The sequence below is a fragment of the Noviherbaspirillum galbum genome (assembly GCF_010974945.1).
In the GTDB taxonomy this organism is placed as follows: domain Bacteria; phylum Pseudomonadota; class Gammaproteobacteria; order Burkholderiales; family Burkholderiaceae_D; genus Noviherbaspirillum; species Noviherbaspirillum galbum.
The window spans coordinates 38,225-54,034 of the sequence record NZ_JAAIVB010000070.1; the positions used below are offsets into that span (position 1 = coordinate 38,225).

Consider the following 15,810-nt stretch of genomic DNA (forward strand, 5'->3'; position numbering starts at 1 on the left):
TCGATGGAAGACTGCGTAACCCGACCAGCTCCTTCCCTTTCGAGGGGAAGGCCGGGATGGGGATGGGTTTCCGTCATGCCTGGAGACCCATCGGCTTCCCGGCCGACCTTCGGGAGAAGGCGGCTTGGACAGGATTACTGCAGCTTCTTGGCCTTTTCGATGGCTTCCTCGATCGTGCCGACCATGTAGAAGGCCTGTTCCGGCAGGTGGTCGAGTTCGCCGCTGGCGATCATCTTGAAGCCCTTGATCGTGTCCTTCAGCGAAACGTACTTGCCCGGGGAGCCGGTGAACACTTCGGCGACGTGGAAGGGCTGCGACAGGAAACGCTGCATCTTGCGAGCGCGTGCCACGACCAGCTTGTCTTCCGGTGCGAGTTCGTCCATGCCGAGAATCGCGATGATGTCGCGCAGTTCCTTGTAGCGCTGCAGCGTGCCCTGGACGGAGCGGGCCGTCTCGTAGTGCTCGGCGCCGACCACGTTCGGGTCCAGCTGGCGGGAAGTCGAGTCCAGCGGGTCCACGGCGGGGTAGATACCCAGCGCGGCGATGTCACGCGACAGCACGACGGTGGAGTCGAGGTGGGCGAAGGTGGTTGCCGGGGACGGGTCGGTCAAGTCATCCGCAGGGACGTACACGGCCTGGATGGACGTAATCGAACCGGTCTTGGTGGAGGTGATGCGCTCCTGCAGGCGGCCCATTTCTTCTGCCAGCGTCGGCTGGTAACCCACCGCGGAAGGCATACGGCCCAGCAGTGCGGACACTTCGGTACCGGCCAGCGTGTAGCGGTAGATGTTGTCCACGAAGAACAGCACGTCACGGCCTTCGTCACGGAAGGATTCCGCGATCGTCAGGCCGGTCAGCGCCACGCGCAGACGGTTGCCCGGCGGCTCGTTCATCTGGCCGTAGACCATCGCCACCTTGGAGTTGGCGAGGTTGTCCAGGTCGACGACCTTGGAGTCGGCCATTTCGTGGTAGAAGTCGTTGCCTTCACGGGTACGCTCACCCACGCCGGCGAACACGGACAAGCCGGAGTGCGCCTTCGCGATGTTGTTGATGAGCTCCATCATGTTCACGGTCTTGCCCACGCCTGCGCCGCCGAACAGGCCGACCTTACCGCCCTTGGCGAACGGGCAGACCAGGTCGATCACCTTGATGCCGGTTTCGAGCAGTTCCTGCGAGGGAGACAGTTCGTCGTACTGGGGAGCCTTGCGGTGGATGGATGCCGTGCGTTCCGCCGAAACGGGACCACGCTCATCGATCGGATTGCCCAGCACGTCCATGATGCGGCCCAGCGTTGCCGGACCAACGGGCACCGAGATCGGTGCGCCGGTATTGCTGATCATCATGCCGCGACGCAGACCGTCGGAGGAGCCCAGCGCAATGGTACGGACCACGCCGTCGCCAAGCTGCTGCTGCACTTCCAGGGTCAGGGCGGAGCCTTCCATCTTCAAGGCATCGTATACCTTGGGCATGGCGTTGCGCGGAAATTCCACGTCAACCACGGCGCCGATACACTGAACGATTTTGCCTTCAGCCATTTTCGTTCCTTCAATATTTAAATAGATTCGTTACGTTAAACCGCAGCCGCACCGGCGACGATCTCGGACAGTTCCTTGGTAATCGCGGCCTGACGAGTCTTGTTGTACACAAGCTTCAGCTCGCCAATGACGTTACCCGCGTTATCGGAAGCAGCCTTCATCGCCACCATGCGCGCCGATTGCTCGGACGCCATGTTTTCCGCGACAGCCTGATAGATCAGGGCTTCAACGTAACGCACCAGCAGTTCGTCGATGACGGTCTGCGCATCCGGCTCGTAGATGTAGTCCCAGGCGTGGGACGACTTGTCCGCCTGCATGCGCTCCGCCGACAGCGGCAGCAGCTGGTCCATCATCGGTTCCTGCTTCATCGTGTTGATGAACTTGGTGTAGAACAGATAGACCGCGTCGAGCTTGCCTTCCTGGTACGCATCGAGCAGCACCTTGACGGGACCGATCAGCTTGTCGAGGTGCGGCGTGTCGCCGAGACCCGTGACTTGCGAAACGACCCTGGCGCCGATGCGGTTCAGGAAGCCGAGACCCTTGTTGCCGATCGCGACTGCTTCAACCTTGGTACCTTGTCCGTCGAGCTCGCGCACCTTGTTGGTCACTTGGCGCAGCACGTTGGTGTTCATGCCGCCGCACAGACCCTTATCGGTCGTGACGACGATGACACCCACGGTTTTCGCTGCGCTTTGCTTGACCAGGAAAGGATGCGTGTACTCCGGATTGGCCTGCGACAAGTTGGCGGCGATATTGCGAATCTTGTCACTGTAGGGACGGGCCGCGCGCATCCGTTCCTGCGCCTTGCGCATTTTGGATGCGGCGACCATTTCCATCGCCTTGGTGATTTTCTTCGTGTTCTCGACGCTCTTGATCTTGCCGCGTATCTCTTTGCCTGCAGCCATGAGTATTTACTCCTTCAGCGCGTTGGCTCAGAAAGTCTTCTTGAAGGCGGCAATCGCGGAGGCGAGTTCTGCTTCGCCGTCTTTGTCGAGTTGCTTGCTGTCTTCAATCTTCTTCAGCAGCGCACCATGGCTGGTCTTCATGAAGTTGTGCAGGCCGGATTCGAAGGCCAGCACGCGCTTCACGTCGATGTCGTCGAAGTAGCCCTTGTTCACGGCGAACAGCGACACGGCCATCAGGGAGATGGGCAGCGGCGAGTACTGGGGCTGCTTGAGCAGCTCGGTCACGCGCGCGCCGCGGTCCAGCTGGCGGCGGGTGGCTTCGTCGAGATCGGAGGCGAACTGTGCGAACGCGGCCAGTTCACGATACTGCGCCAAGTCGGTACGGATACCGCCGGACAGGTTCTTGATGACCTTGGTCTGGGCTGCGCCACCGACGCGGGACACCGAGATACCGGCGTTGATCGCGGGACGGATGCCGGAGTTGAACAGCGAGGTCTCGAGGAAGATCTGGCCGTCGGTAATCGAGATCACGTTGGTCGGAACGAATGCGGACACGTCGCCGGCTTGCGTTTCGATGATCGGCAGCGCGGTCAGCGAACCGGTCTTGCCCTTGACCTGGCCGTTGGTGAAGGCTTCGACGTAGTCGGGGTTGACGCGGGCTGCGCGCTCCAGCAGGCGGGAGTGCAGGTAGAACACGTCGCCCGGATACGCTTCGCGGCCCGGCGGACGGCGCAGCAGCAGGGAAACCTGGCGGTAGGCCACGGCCTGCTTGGACAGGTCGTCGTACACGATCAGTGCGTCTTCGCCGCGGTCGCGGAAGTACTCGCCCATGGCGCAGCCGGAGTAGGCGGCGACGTACTGCATCGCTGCGGACTCGGACGCGTTGGCGGCGACGACGATGGTGTAGTCCATCGCGCCGTTCTGCTCGAGCGCGCGCACGATGTTCTTGACGGTGGATGCCTTCTGGCCGATCGCGACGTAGATACACGTCATGTCCTGGCCCTTCTGGTTGATGATGGCATCGATCGCGACGGCGGACTTGCCGGTCTGGCGGTCGCCGATGATCAGTTCGCGCTGGCCGCGGCCGATCGGCACCATGGAGTCAATTGCCTTCAGGCCGGTTTGCATCGGCTGGGAGACGGATTGACGTGCGATAACGCCCGGAGCGATCTTCTCGATCGGGGCGGACAGCGTGGCGTTGATCGGACCCTTGCCGTCGATCGGCTGGCCCAGTGCGTTGACGACGCGGCCCTTCAGTTCGGGACCGATCGGCACTTCCAGGATGCGGCCCGTGCACTTGACGGTGTCGCCTTCGGAAATGTGCTCGTACTCGCCCAGGATAACGGCGCCGACGGAGTCGCGCTCGAGGTTCAGCGCGAGGCCGAAGGTGTTGCCCGGGAATTCCAGCATCTCGCCTTGCATTGCGTCGGACAGACCGTGAATGCGGCAGATACCGTCGGTCACGGAGATGACCGTGCCCTGATTGCGGATCTCAGCGGTGTCGCCAAGGCCTTGAATCCGGCTCTTGATCAGTTCGCTGATTTCAGACGGGTTGAGTTGCATGTTAACTCCTAAATTTTTTAATCTCGGCTTGCTTGCGCTGGCAGGCAGCGGGCATAGCAGTCAAGAAGCGTCCGGTGCTTACGCGACCAGGGCGGTGTACATCTTCTGCAGCTTGGCGCGAACCGAAGTGTCCAGCACTTCATCGCCAACCGCGATGCGTACGCCACCGATGAGCGAGTTGTCCACCTTGACCGACGGATTGAGCTTGCGTCCGAATTTTCTTTCCAGCGTGGCGACCAGTTCCTGCACCTGTGCGGGGGTCATCTCGAAGGCGCTGGTGATCTCGGCGTCGGCGGCACCCTCGGCGCTGTTCTTGAGCGCGTGGAATTGCGTGCCGATCTCGGGCAACAGCGTGAGACGTCCGTTTTCCACCAGCATCTGCACGAAGTTTTTCGCTTCGGGGAAGACGGTTGATTTCAACAGGGACAAGAAAGTATCGACGATCTGCGAATCCGAAAGTTTCGGATTGCTGGCGAAAGTCTTGACATCGGGGAGCGCAGCCACCGCCGCCATTTCCGACACGAGGTCGGACCAGGCGGCGATGTTGCCGGACTTGGCGACACGGAACAGTGCTTCTGCGTAAGGGCGAGCAATCGTTGCGAGTTCGGCCATGATTACAGCTCGGTCTTCAGTTGGTTCAGCAGGTCGGCGTGGGCCGCTGCGTTCACCTCACGCTTCAGGATCTGCTCGGCGCCGGCCACCGCGAGGGTAGCGACTTGCGCGCGCAGTTCTTCACGTGCACGAGTGACTTGCTGTTCTGCATCGGCGCGGGCGGCCGCAAGGATGCGGGCGGCTTCGTCGGAGGCAGTTTTCTTGGCTTCTTCGATGATGGCGGCGGCGCGCTTTTCAGCGTCGCTGATGCGCTTCTGGCCTTCGTCACGCGCAGTGGCGAGCTCGGATTGCACGCGCTTTTCAGCGGCGGCCATCTCTGCCTTGCCACGCTCGGCGGCTGCCAGGCCGTTCGCGATCTTCTCGGCGCGTTCGTCGAGTGCCTTCATCAGCGGGGGCCACACGAACTTCATGGTGAACCACGCGAGGATGAAGAAGACCACGAACTGCGCAAACAAGGTTGCATTCAGATTCACGGCGTTTTTCCTTCCTAGAGTAAAGAATGCCGAACGCGAAGGTTCGGCAGCTCAGTGTTCAGGCTGGTCGCCCGATTAACCCCGGACGAAAGGATTGGCGAATGCGAACAGCATGGCGATACCGACGCCGATCAGGAATGCCGCGTCGATCAGGCCAGCCAGCAGGAACATCTTGGTCTGCAGGGTGTTCATCAGTTCAGGCTGACGGGCGGAAGCTTCGAGGTACTTGCCGCCCATGATGGCGATACCGATACAGGCACCGATAGCACCCAGGCCAATGATCAAGCCGCAAGCCAGAGCAACAAAAGAGACGTCAGTCATGAGAATTCCTTCAAAAGGTTAAGGTTGAAAACAAAAAATGAAAATTACTACTTCTTTACGTACTGCCTATCTTTCGATTCTTTACGTGCTGAGGGTCGTCCCGGCGATCAGTGGCCTTCGTGGGCCTGGCCGATGTAGACCAGCGTCAGCATCATGAAAATGAATGCCTGCAGGATAACGATCAGGATGTGGAAGATCGCCCAGATGGAGCCTGCGATGACGTGGCCGACGAAGCCGAATGCGGTGGCCATCGAACCGAGCAAAGCGATCAGCAGGAACAGCAGCTCGCCGGCATACATGTTGCCGAAGAGTCGCATGCCCAGGGACACTGCCTTGGCCGCGTATTCGATGATGTTGAGGAGGAGGTTGAACGGCGCCATGTAGATGCCGAACGGAGCGGCGAAAAGCTCATGGATCCAGCCGCCGAGGCCCTTGATCTTGATGCTGTAGTAGAGCATCAGTGCCAGGACGCCGAGGGAAATGCCGAGCGTGCCGTTGAGGTCGGCGGTCGGCACGACGCGGTGATGGATGTCGATGCCGATGACGCGGAACAGGCCGGAGAACAGGTCCACCGGCAGGAAGTCGAGCGAGTTCATCAGGGCAACCCAGATGAACACGGTCAGCGCCAGCGGCGCGATGAAGCTGCGGTCGCCATGGACGATGGCCTTGGACTGGTCCTCGACCATTTCCACGACCATTTCGACGAAGGCCTGGAGGCGTCCGGGAACGCCGGAGGTCGCGCGGCGCGCGGCCGCCCACATGATGAGGCAGCCGACGATGCCCATGGCGACGGACCAGAAGACCGTGTCCATGTTGATGATGGAAAAGTCGACGATCTTTTCCTGGTGATGCGTGGCGAGGTGTCCGAGGTGATGGACGATGTATTCGGATGCGGTCGGCGCGTGTGCTGCCGCTTCGGTTGTGGTGGACATGAGTCAGTGCCTAAATATTAAGATGATGTAACTTTTCAGCGCCACGATGAAGGCGGCGATCAGCGCCAGCCCGTTCAAATCGTGATACAGCCAGACCACCGCGCCCAACAGCGCGATCGTCAACGCAATCTTGATAAATTCACCGATGAAAAACGTCATCGGGTTGACCGCACCCGGCTTTCGCGCGTTCGAAAACAAACGCAAGGCGAACAAGCCATTCGGCACTACACAGCACAGTCCACCGAGAAGCGCGGAGATCAGCGCGTGGACGCCTCCGAGCATTCCAGCGATCAGGCCGGTGACGACCGTGGCCGCCAATTGCAGGAGAACGACGCGCAGCATGGCTATTCCAAAAACGTGCAGTTTCCAGGCGTCACGCGCCCGCTTCATGCACCGGTTTGGCTCCGCGATAAGACTTCTCAGGCCGCTGTGTTTCTTGATGGTGCGTCTCGACAAACCCCGGGATTATAAGTGTTTTCCACAGCCAGCGTCAAACCTTTGCCCAGTGGCAGTAACGCTTTTGGACTACGGTAAAACTACTAGGGTCAGGCTTGCAATTCAGCGAGCCACGCCCTGCCCCGCGGCCAGTCGCCCAGCCCGCTTTCCGCATTGATATGCCCCAGCGGACCGAGATCGTGAAAGCCTGCCTGCCAGTCCCGCGCCCACGATGCCGCCTTCTCGATTCCGCACCACGGATCGTCGCTCGACGCGGCAACGATCGCCTTGAAGGGCAGGCGCCGGCGCGGCATCGGCGCGAAGCCGGTAGCGCTTCCGGGAAAATCTTTCCGTTCCACGTCGGGCAAGGCCACAAGCAGTGCGCCCGCCACCTTGGCGGCGTGCGGCGCCGCGCCGTGTTCGCCGGCCCACCATGCGGCGAGCGCGCATCCGAGGCTGTGCGCCGCGAGGACGACCGGGCCGGCCGCCTCGCGGATCGCCGCGTCGAGCGCGGCCACCCAGGCGGCGCGGTCGGGGGCATCCCAGCTGTGCTGCTGCACCCGCCGCGCGTTCGGCATGGACCGTTCCCAATGCGTCTGCCAGTGTCCGTCGCCGGAGTTGTAGAGCCCGGGCAGGATCAGCACGGTGGGCAGGTCGCTTGTCATGATTCGTCTCGGTTTGATGTCAGCTTAGCGGGCAGGCGCGGGCAGGCCAATTACCTGCCCGGTAATGGAAGGCCTGCGCTGCCGGCGGGGATCAGGCGCGCAGCTTGGCGATGAGGGTGTCCAGCGCGTCGAGGCTGGCGAACTCGACGATGAGCTGGCCTTTGTTCTTGGCGCCGAGCTTGATGGAGACCTGGGTCGCCAGCGCGTCGGACAGTTCTTCCTCGAGCCGCGCGATGTCGCGCGACTTTTCCTTGCCGGCGCGCGGCTTGCCGGCGGAGGCGAGCTCGGTGCTCGCGCGCACGACCATCTTTTCGGCTTCGCGCACCGAGAGGCGCTTGGCGACGATCTGGTTGGCAAGCGTGATCTGCGTGGCGGAGTCGACCGCGAGCAGGGCGCGAGCGTGGCCCATGTCGATGTCGCCTGCCATCAGCATGGTCTGCACCGGCTTGGCGAGATTGAGCAGGCGCAGCAGGTTCGACACCGCGCTGCGCGACCGGCCGACGGCATTGGCCGCCTGCTCGTGGGTGAATTCGAAATCGCTGATCAGGCGGTGGATGCCCTGCGCTTCTTCCAGCGGGTTGAGGTCTTCGCGCTGGATGTTTTCGATCAGTGCCATCGCCGCGGCGGCCTGGTCGTCCACGTCCTTGACGAGCACAGGCACTTCGCTCAGCCCGGCGATCTGCGCGGCGCGGAAGCGGCGTTCGCCGGCGATGATCTCGTAGCGGGTGCTGCCATTGTGCTGAACGTTGCCGCTGCCATTGCTGCCATTGGTGCCATTGCTGCCGCCGTTGCCGCTGTCCACGGGACGGACCAGGATGGGTTGCATCAGGCCCTGCGCCTTGATGGAGGCGGCAAGCTCGTTGAGCGCGCCTTCGTCCATGCGGGTGCGCGGCTGGTACTTGCCGGCCTGCATCTGCGCCACGTTGAGCGTAGAAGGCGCGCCGGGGACGGTGGGCACCGCCTCGGTCATGTCGGCGGACCCGCCCAGCAATGCATCGAGTCCGCGCCCGAGGCCCTTGGATTTTTTCGTGACCATGTCTGCCCCCTGGATGCTTAGAATGTCTTGATGCGATCGACCATCTCGGCGCCGAACGCGATGTAGGCCTGCGCGCCTTTGGACGCGGGATCGAAGGTCACGCCGGGCATGCCATACGAGGGCGCTTCGGCCAGGCGCACGTTGCGCGGAATGATGGTGCGGAACACCTTGTCGCCGAAGTGCTGCTCGAGCTGCGCGGACACCTGCTGCGACAGGGTCATGCGCGGATCGAACATGACCCGCAGCAGGCCGATGATCTTGAGTTCGGGATTGAGCTTGGCATGCACCTTCTTGATGGTGTTGACCAGGTCGGACAAGCCTTCGAGCGCATAGTATTCGCACTGCATGGGAATGATCACCCCATGGGCGGCGCACAGGCCGTTGAGGGTAAGCATGGAGAGCGCCGGCGGGCAGTCGATCAGCACGAAGTCATAGTCGCTTTCGACCGAGGCGATGGCGTCCTTGAGCCGCTTCTCGCGGTTGTCGAGCTCCACCATCTCGACTTCGGCGCCGGCCAGTTCGCGGTTGGCGGGCAGCACGTCGAAGCGGCCGCTTTCGGAGCGCACGCGCGCAGCCGCCAGCTCGGCCATGCCGAGCAGGACTTCATACACGGATTTTTCCAGGGTCGCCTTGTTGATGCCTGCCCCCATGGTGGCGTTGCCCTGCGGATCGAGGTCCACCAGCAGCACGCGCTGGTCCAGCCTGGCAAGTCCGGCTGCGAGATTGACGGCGGTTGTTGTTTTGCCGACGCCGCCTTTCTGGTTGGCGACGCAGAAGATTTTTGCCATGTTTTAGTTGGTGGTGAGTTTGATGCCGAAGCCGATCAGGAAAACGCCCGCCGCCTTCGACGCGAAGGTGGCTATGCGGCGGTTGCGGGCAAGCCGGCGCGCGGCGGCATTGCCAAGCAGCACCAGCAGGCTTCCATAGAACAGGGTGCACGACGAGATCACGCCGCCCATCGCGAGGAAGGTCAGGCTGCCCTGGTGGTGCGCGGGATCGATGAACAGCGGGAAGAAGGCCATGTAGAACACGATGGCTTTCGGATTGATGAGCGTGACCAGGAAGCCGCGCCGGAAGTCGGCGGCGTTGGAGAACGGCACGATGGCCCCGCCCTCCCCTCCCTTCGCCACGAGCAGCTTGAAACCGAGGTAGGCGAGGTAGGCCGCGCCGAGGTATTGCATGCCCTGGAACAGCAGCGGATTGGCCTTGAGCAGCGCGGCCACGCCGACCGCGGCGAGGAACATCAGCACGGCGTCGCCCAGCATGAGGCCGGCCAGCGAAGCGAAGCCGCCGCGCAAGCCATGCTGGCCGGTGCAGGTCAGCACGCAGAAGGTGCCGGGCCCGGGCAGCATGAGGAAGACCATGGTCGCTGCGACCAGCTGCCGGATGTCAGTAATGCCGATGGCCTGGAACATGTCGATCATGATGCCTCCCGCGAAATGACGATGAGATGCCGCTCCGCCTGCAAGCCCGGCACGTGCACGGAACGGATGTCCGCGACCGTCCAGCCGGCAGGCAAGCCGGCGATTTCCTTTTCGGGCATGACGCCCTTCATGGCAATGAAGCGTCCGTCCGGCGCCAGCAGGTGGTTCGACCAGTTCACGAAGTCCGCCAGGTCGGCGAAGGCGCGCGACGTGATCACGTCGAAGGGTTGCGGCACGCGCAATTCCTCCACGCGCCCTGTGTGGACCGTGACGTTCGCCAAGCCGAGTTCTGCCTTGACCTGGGTGAGGAAGGCGGTCTTCTTGTGCACGGTGTCGATCAGCGACACCTGCATGTCGGGACGCGCGATGGCAAGGACGATACCCGGCAGGCCGCCGCCGGCGCCGACGTCCAGGATGTGGCGCGCATCGGCGAATGCGGGCGCGACGGCCAGCGAATCGAGGAGGTGCTGGGTCACCATCTGCGCGGGATCGCGTACGGCGGTCAGGTTGTAGACGCCGTTCCACTTCGCCAGCAAGGCGAGGTAATCCATCAGCGCGGCGATCTGCCGCGCGTCCAGGACGAGCGGCAAGGACGCCGCGCCCTGCTCCAGGGTGCGGGTCAGCGCCGGGCGATCGAAGGCCCTCATGCGGCGGACTGCTGGTCGGGCAATGCGGCGAAGTCCTTGAAGCCGCCCTTCTTTAGGTGCACCAGCAACAGGGAGATGGCTGCCGGGGTGACGCCGGAAATGCGTGAAGCCTGTCCCAGGGTTTCCGGGCGATGCTTGTTCAGCTTCTGGCGAACCTCGACCGACAGGCCGCGCACATCCATGTAGTCGATCGCTGCCGGCAACTTCAGGTTTTCGTAATGGTCATGGCGCTCGACTTCCTTGGCCTGCCGGTCGATGTAACCGGCATACTTCACCTGGATCTCGACCTGCTCGCGTACCGCGCCGTCGGACACGCCCGGTCCGGCAAGGTCCTGCCCCTGGGTTCCCTTCAGGGTCATCAGGCTATCGTAGCTGACCCCCGGCCGGCGCAGGAGATCAGTTAGCGCATACTCTCGCTCTATCGCCTTACCCAGCAGGCGTTCTGCTTCGTCCGTGCTGACGATACGTGGATTCACCCAGGTCGATTTGAGACGTTCCATTTCTCGAGCGACGGCTTCGCGCTTGCGCTCGAAGTGCGCCCACTGGGCGTCGCCGACGCAACCGAGCCGGCGGCCGATTTCCGTGAGCCGCATGTCGGCATTATCTTCCCGCAGGCTGAGTCTGTACTCTGCCCGGCTGGTGAACATGCGGTAAGGTTCCTGCACGCCCTTGGTGATCAGGTCGTCGACCAGGACGCCGAGATAGGCTTCGTCGCGGCGCGGGGTCCAGGGCTCGCGGTTCTGGGCCTGCAAGGCAGCGTTGAGTCCGGCCAGCATGCCCTGGGCGGCGGCTTCCTCGTAGCCGGTTGTGCCGTTGATCTGTCCGGCGAAGTAGAGTCCCTGGATGGCGCGGGTTTCGAGCGAGGACTTCAGGCCGCGCGGATCGAAGTAATCGTATTCGATAGCATAGCCGGGCCGCAGGATGTGCGCGTTTTCGAGGCCGCGCATGGAATGCACGAGCTCGAGCTGCACGTCGAATGGCAGGCTGGTGGAAATGCCGTTGGGGTAGAACTCGTTGGTGGTGAGCCCTTCCGGCTCCAGGAAAATCTGGTGGGCGCTCTTGTCCGCAAAGCGGTGGATCTTGTCTTCGATGGACGGGCAATACCGCGGGCCGACCCCTTCGATCACGCCGGTGTACATCGGGCTGCGATCGAGTCCGCCGCGAATGATGTCATGCGTGCGTTCGTTGGTATGGGTCACCCAGCAAGGCAACTGCCTCGGGTGCATGTCTACCGAACCCATCACGGAAAACACCGGCACCGGATCGAGGTCGCCGGGCTGCTCCTCCATGACGGAAAAGTCGATGGTGCGCCCATCGATTCGCGGCGGGGTACCCGTCTTCAGCCTCCCCTGCGGCAGCTTCAGTTCCTTGAGGCGTGCCGAGAGCGACACGGCCGGCGGATCGCCTGCCCTGCCCGCGGAATAATTATTCAGGCCGACGTGGATTTTCCCATCCAGGAAAGTGCCGGCCGTCAGGACGACGGCGCGGGAACGAAAGCGGATGCCGACCTGGGTCACCGCTCCAACCACGCGGTCGCCCTCGACCATGAGGTCGTCCACCGCCTGTTGGAAGAGCCAGAGGTTGGGCTGATTCTCCAGTCGGCCACGAATTGCCTGCTTATAGAGTATCCGGTCTGCCTGGGCGCGTGTAGCCCTGACTGCGGGGCCTTTCGATGAATTCAGGATGCGGAACTGAATGCCTGCTTCGTCGGTGGCAATTGCCATCGCGCCGCCCATGGCGTCGACTTCCTTGACGAGATGACCCTTGCCGATGCCGCCGATCGACGGATTGCAGGACATCTGCCCGAGGGTCTCGATGTTATGGGTCAGCAGCAAGGTTTTTTGGCCCATGCGTGCAGAGGCAAGAGCGGCTTCGGTACCGGCGTGGCCGCCGCCGACCACGATCACATCAAATTCAGTTGGAAAAAGCATAGTTCGCCTCGAAGAGACGCAAAGAAAGGGACTGGGGAGCTGGAGGCGAGATTATACGGCGTTTTTCCATGACGCCGCATTGGCTTTTCTTGGATTCAAGGCACGCCGCCTTCGCCGATTGTTTCACGTGAAACATCGATCATCTCCAGAGCTTCAGCATGCCAAAACCCACGATCAGAGCCGCTCCCAAGGCAATGACGGCATGTTCCCAATGCAGACTACCCTTCCCTTTCGCCACTTTTTCCACGGGCGGCACGGGGGCTTTTACGGCCTGGATAGCCTCCGGTGCGACGGGCATTACTGTCACCACGGGAGCTCCGGACACGGCAGCAAGGTCGCGCGCCTGGATGTCCTCCTGGTCGGCAAGCTTGCGTTTCCTTTCAAGGTTCTTCGCAACCAGTTCTTCATGCAATTCATCGGCCATTTTGGCGTGCGCCACGTCGATTGCCGGCGAAGGCATTACTTCGGTCAATTCAGGCACAACGGTCGGCGCGGGCTTTTGCTGCTCGCCGTCGCCAAACTCGTCCTCGGGCTGAAAGGAAATGATCGTAATGGGGTCCAGCGCATCTTGATGCAGGAAGCGCTCGACTACCTGCTGGTCTAGCTCCTCGGCCACCTGGTCATCCAATGGCAGAAGAATCGGCGTAATCAAGTCTTTCTTTTGCAGGGTTTGCATTGCCCGGGAGAAGCGATCTCCATTGATGGAAGTCAGCTTTTCTTTGATCTGGTCCACCTTGGAAACACCGTCGACCATGATCAGGACGAGGCGCTCGCTCTGGGTCAGCCCGCATTTCTTGTCATGAATTTCGGTGCGTCCAGCTTCGGTTCGCAAAAAGATTGCCTTCGGGTCCAATCGGATGCCCCTTTCACATTGACCTGATTCATCGAGCAAGGAATGTTTCACGTGAAACATCGCTGCGGCTTTCGCCTTATTTCAGAAAAGCGTCATACCCTGTCTTGAGGATGAGGAGCGAAACGACGAACAGGAAGATCTTTCGGACGAACGCGCTGCCATTCTTGATTGCTAGCCTCGTTCCCACCAGGGATCCGGCGACATTGCAGACAGCCATCATCAATCCTACTTGCCACAGCAGGTGGCCGCTATACCAAAACCACAACAGCGCCGCCAGGTTGCACGCGACGTTGACAACCTTGGCTACCACGGATGCCGAAAGGAAGTTAAAGCCGAAAAAGCGAACGAAGAGGAAGACAAGAAAACTGCCAGTGCCCGGCCCAAAGAAACCGTCATAAAAGCCGATGCCGCCCCCTACACCGATTGCGATCAGCTTCTCGCGCATTCCGCCGAACAGCGGCGCGTGGATGCTGCCGAAATCTTTCTTCTTGAGCGTGTAGAGAAAGACCGCGAGCAGGACGAAAGGCAAAACCTTGCGTAGGAAATCGGGCGGGATCTTCGTGACGGTGAAAGCGCCGAGAAAGGAAAACGCAAACGCCGTGACCGCCGCCGGCGTGGCTGCATTCCATTCCACCTTCACGCGGCGCGCAAAGTTCACGGCTGCCGCGCTCGTTCCCCAGATGCCCGCCAGCTTGCTCGTGCCAAGCAGAGAGGCGGGAGCCGTCGTTGGCAATACCGAGAACAAGGCAGGGATCTGGATCAGGCCGCCCCCGCCCACCACGGCATCGATCAATCCAGCTATGAAGGCGGCGACGCAAAGAATGAGGTATTCCATTTGTTTCCCGTGAAAACGGTCGACCCGGCATGGTTGCTCATGCCGGACCGCCCGATAAATCTTGCATTGAATCAAGTAACGCGAAGCGGCCATTTTACCCTTCTGCCGCCCTCGCTAAGCTTGCATGGTTTTCGTGCCGGATCCTCGCCCAGCTTGCTACAATAAAAAGTTCACACAGGAGAGAAAATGACCAATTCAGCCTCATTCGGAGCCTTCACGTTCAGCACCGTTCCGCACATCGTCAGTGAAGTTGGCGCGGTGAAAAAGCTTGGCCAGCTCGTAGCCCAGCATTTCCCGAAAGCGCGCCGCGCCCTGATCGTGACCGACGGCGGTTTCCTGAAGACGGGCCTGGTCGACGCGCCAATCACCAGCCTGCGCGAAGCCGGCCTTGCCGTCAGCATATTCTCGGACGTCGTGGCCGATCCGCCGGAAGCCGTCGTGCTGAAAGCCGTGGCCGATGCGCGCCACTCGGAAACCGACCTGGTCATCGGACTAGGTGGCGGCAGTTCCATGGACGTCGCCAAGCTGATCGCCGTGCTGGCAGGCAGCGACCAAGAATTGAAAACCATGTATGGCATCGGAAACGTGAAGGGCAGCCGCTTGCCACTTGTGCAAGTACCTACTACGGCAGGCACCGGCTCTGAAGTGACGCCGATTTCCATCGTCACGACCGGAGAAACGACGAAGATGGGCGTCGTCTCCCCGCAGCTGTATGCGGACGTCGCGGTGCTGGATGCGGAACTCACCGTGGGCCTGCCGCCCAAGGTGACAGCTGCCACCGGCATCGATGCCATGGTGCACGCCATCGAGGCATACACCACCAAGCACAAGAAGAATCCCTTGTCGGACATGCTGGCGCGGGAAGCCCTGTCCCTGCTGTCGAAGAACATCGTCGCCGCCTGCGAGAACGGCAAGGATCTGCAGGTGCGCCAGGCCATGCTGCTCGGCGCCATGCTCGCCGGCCAGTCCTTTGCCAACGCGCCCTGCGCAGCCGTGCACGCCCTCGCCTACCCCATCGGCGGCATCTTCCATGTCCCGCACGGATTGTCCAACTCGCTGGTCCTGCCGCATGTGCTGCGCTTCAATGCACCGGAAGCCGCCGGCATGTATGCGGAGCTGGCAGAGATCGTTTCGCCCGGAGCGAGCGGCAGCGTCGAGGCCCGTACGCAGGCCCTGATCGACCGCATGGATGACATCGCCCGCCGTACCGGCATCGAAACCCAGCTGCGCCAGGTAGGCATCCAGGAATCCGACCTCGACCGCATGGCGGACGACGCCATGCTGCAGACCCGCCTCCTGACCAATAACCCGCGCGAGATCCGCCGCGATGACGCACGCGCGATCTATGCCGCTGCGCTATAGCGTTGAAAGCGGGGCCGGAACGCGCGAGCGGCGCCGGCATGAAAAAAGCGGCCCGCGGGCCGCTTTTTTATCGGGTGCGAATGTTGGTCAATGACCCTGACCCGCCGTCGGTCCGCGCTTGAACAAGGCGATGAATTCGCCCACGATGCCGCGTCGGAAGGCCAGCACGCAGATGATGAAGATGAAGCCGGTGACGATGGTGACCGACTCGCCGATGGTTCGGAACCACTCCACGTTCGTCAGCGTCGCCAGCCAGTTGCCGAGGTCGCCCAGCTTGTTTT

The 15,810-nt window shown here is 61.8% G+C and carries 17 protein-coding genes and 1 pseudogene; 1 reads left to right on the forward strand and 17 read right to left on the reverse strand.

Annotated elements, in window-relative coordinates; all coding sequences use genetic code 11:
- Positions 1-134: 134 nt before the first annotated feature.
- The 16 genes from atpD to G3574_RS20730 form a co-directional block, all read right to left on the reverse strand.
- Positions 135-1,535, reverse strand: a complete 1,401-nt coding sequence (gene atpD / locus G3574_RS20655; RefSeq protein WP_163967410.1) for a F0F1 ATP synthase subunit beta — start codon at positions 1,533-1,535, stop codon at positions 135-137.
- Positions 1,536-1,570: 35 nt separating this feature from the next.
- Positions 1,571-2,440, reverse strand: coding sequence for a F0F1 ATP synthase subunit gamma (atpG, locus tag G3574_RS20660; protein ID WP_163967412.1), 870 nt, complete (start codon positions 2,438-2,440; stop codon positions 1,571-1,573).
- A gap of 27 nt (positions 2,441-2,467) precedes the next feature.
- Positions 2,468-4,003 (reverse strand): F0F1 ATP synthase subunit alpha, encoded by a 1,536-nt coding sequence (atpA, locus tag G3574_RS20665; protein WP_163967413.1) that lies wholly within the window; start codon positions 4,001-4,003, stop codon positions 2,468-2,470.
- Between the two features lie 78 nt (positions 4,004-4,081).
- Positions 4,082-4,615 (reverse strand): F0F1 ATP synthase subunit delta, encoded by a 534-nt coding sequence (locus G3574_RS20670; RefSeq protein ID WP_163967415.1) that lies wholly within the window; start codon positions 4,613-4,615, stop codon positions 4,082-4,084.
- A gap of 2 nt (positions 4,616-4,617) precedes the next feature.
- A complete protein-coding gene (locus G3574_RS20675) occupies positions 4,618-5,088 on the reverse strand; it encodes a F0F1 ATP synthase subunit B (protein ID WP_163967417.1) in 471 nt (156 codons plus the stop codon).
- 75 nt (positions 5,089-5,163) lie between these two features.
- A complete protein-coding gene (gene atpE / locus G3574_RS20680; RefSeq protein ID WP_163967419.1) occupies positions 5,164-5,409 on the reverse strand; it encodes a F0F1 ATP synthase subunit C in 246 nt (81 codons plus the stop codon).
- A gap of 107 nt (positions 5,410-5,516) precedes the next feature.
- Positions 5,517-6,341 carry a F0F1 ATP synthase subunit A gene (gene atpB / locus G3574_RS20685; protein ID WP_163967421.1) on the reverse strand — a complete coding sequence of 275 codons (825 nt, stop codon included), beginning with the start codon at positions 6,339-6,341 and terminating at the stop codon, positions 5,517-5,519.
- Between the two features lie 3 nt (positions 6,342-6,344).
- A complete protein-coding gene (locus G3574_RS20690; RefSeq protein ID WP_163967424.1) occupies positions 6,345-6,683 on the reverse strand; it encodes an ATP synthase subunit I in 339 nt (112 codons plus the stop codon).
- A gap of 203 nt (positions 6,684-6,886) precedes the next feature.
- On the reverse strand, positions 6,887-7,441 hold the full coding sequence (locus G3574_RS20695; protein ID WP_163967426.1) for an RBBP9/YdeN family alpha/beta hydrolase: 555 nt from the start codon (positions 7,439-7,441) through the stop codon (positions 6,887-6,889).
- Between the two features lie 91 nt (positions 7,442-7,532).
- Positions 7,533-8,477, reverse strand: coding sequence for a ParB/RepB/Spo0J family partition protein (locus G3574_RS20700; RefSeq protein ID WP_163967428.1), 945 nt, complete (start codon positions 8,475-8,477; stop codon positions 7,533-7,535).
- A gap of 17 nt (positions 8,478-8,494) precedes the next feature.
- Entirely contained in the window at positions 8,495-9,265 is a 771-nt protein-coding gene (locus G3574_RS20705) for a ParA family protein (protein ID WP_163967430.1), read from the reverse strand.
- Positions 9,266-9,268: 3 nt separating this feature from the next.
- Entirely contained in the window at positions 9,269-9,892 is a 624-nt protein-coding gene (gene leuE / locus G3574_RS20710) for a leucine efflux protein LeuE (RefSeq protein ID WP_407941689.1), read from the reverse strand.
- 5 nt (positions 9,893-9,897) lie between these two features.
- On the reverse strand, positions 9,898-10,548 hold the full coding sequence (rsmG, locus tag G3574_RS20715) for a 16S rRNA (guanine(527)-N(7))-methyltransferase RsmG (protein ID WP_163967434.1): 651 nt from the start codon (positions 10,546-10,548) through the stop codon (positions 9,898-9,900).
- Entirely contained in the window at positions 10,545-12,479 is a 1,935-nt protein-coding gene (gene mnmG / locus G3574_RS20720; protein ID WP_163967437.1) for a tRNA uridine-5-carboxymethylaminomethyl(34) synthesis enzyme MnmG, read from the reverse strand. Before mnmG ends, rsmG begins: the two co-directional genes overlap by 4 nt.
- A gap of 139 nt (positions 12,480-12,618) precedes the next feature.
- Positions 12,619-13,383 (reverse strand): hypothetical protein, encoded by a 765-nt coding sequence (locus G3574_RS20725; RefSeq protein WP_163967439.1) that lies wholly within the window; start codon positions 13,381-13,383, stop codon positions 12,619-12,621.
- A gap of 25 nt (positions 13,384-13,408) precedes the next feature.
- A complete protein-coding gene (locus G3574_RS20730) occupies positions 13,409-14,167 on the reverse strand; it encodes a sulfite exporter TauE/SafE family protein (protein WP_163967441.1) in 759 nt (252 codons plus the stop codon).
- Positions 14,168-14,353: 186 nt separating this feature from the next.
- Between G3574_RS20730 and G3574_RS20735 the strand changes: the two genes are divergently transcribed.
- Positions 14,354-15,529 (forward strand): iron-containing alcohol dehydrogenase, encoded by a 1,176-nt coding sequence (locus G3574_RS20735; RefSeq protein ID WP_163967442.1) that lies wholly within the window; start codon positions 14,354-14,356, stop codon positions 15,527-15,529.
- A gap of 87 nt (positions 15,530-15,616) precedes the next feature.
- Here G3574_RS20735 and G3574_RS20740 read toward each other — a convergent pair.
- Positions 15,617-15,810: pseudogene (locus G3574_RS20740) on the reverse strand (branched-chain amino acid ABC transporter permease); the annotation flags it as partial.

What these genes read in the sequence shown, in the direction of transcription:
- atpG (WP_163967412.1), bottom strand. Translation starts at nt 2,440, where the DNA reads ATGGCTGCAGGCAAAGAGATACGCGGCAAGATCAAGAGCGTCGAGAAC.
- G3574_RS20700 (WP_163967428.1), bottom strand. Translation starts at nt 8,477, where the DNA reads ATGGTCACGAAAAAATCCAAGGGCCTCGGGCGCGGACTCGATGCATTG.
- G3574_RS20690 (WP_163967424.1), bottom strand. Translation starts at nt 6,683, where the DNA reads ATGCTGCGCGTCGTTCTCCTGCAATTGGCGGCCACGGTCGTCACCGGC.
- G3574_RS20695 (WP_163967426.1), bottom strand. Translation starts at nt 7,441, where the DNA reads ATGACAAGCGACCTGCCCACCGTGCTGATCCTGCCCGGGCTCTACAAC.
- mnmG (WP_163967437.1), bottom strand. Translation starts at nt 12,479, where the DNA reads ATGCTTTTTCCAACTGAATTTGATGTGATCGTGGTCGGCGGCGGCCAC.
- G3574_RS20705 (WP_163967430.1), bottom strand. Translation starts at nt 9,265, where the DNA reads ATGGCAAAAATCTTCTGCGTCGCCAACCAGAAAGGCGGCGTCGGCAAA.
- G3574_RS20670 (WP_163967415.1), bottom strand. Translation starts at nt 4,615, where the DNA reads ATGGCCGAACTCGCAACGATTGCTCGCCCTTACGCAGAAGCACTGTTC.
- atpA (WP_163967413.1), bottom strand. Translation starts at nt 4,003, where the DNA reads ATGCAACTCAACCCGTCTGAAATCAGCGAACTGATCAAGAGCCGGATT.
- G3574_RS20735 (WP_163967442.1), top strand. Translation starts at nt 14,354, where the DNA reads ATGACCAATTCAGCCTCATTCGGAGCCTTCACGTTCAGCACCGTTCCG.
- G3574_RS20730 (WP_163967441.1), bottom strand. Translation starts at nt 14,167, where the DNA reads ATGGAATACCTCATTCTTTGCGTCGCCGCCTTCATAGCTGGATTGATC.
- atpD (WP_163967410.1), bottom strand. Translation starts at nt 1,535, where the DNA reads ATGGCTGAAGGCAAAATCGTTCAGTGTATCGGCGCCGTGGTTGACGTG.
- rsmG (WP_163967434.1), bottom strand. Translation starts at nt 10,548, where the DNA reads ATGAGGGCCTTCGATCGCCCGGCGCTGACCCGCACCCTGGAGCAGGGC.
- atpE (WP_163967419.1), bottom strand. Translation starts at nt 5,409, where the DNA reads ATGACTGACGTCTCTTTTGTTGCTCTGGCTTGCGGCTTGATCATTGGC.
- leuE (WP_407941689.1), bottom strand. Translation starts at nt 9,892, where the DNA reads ATGTTCCAGGCCATCGGCATTACTGACATCCGGCAGCTGGTCGCAGCG.
- atpB (WP_163967421.1), bottom strand. Translation starts at nt 6,341, where the DNA reads ATGTCCACCACAACCGAAGCGGCAGCACACGCGCCGACCGCATCCGAA.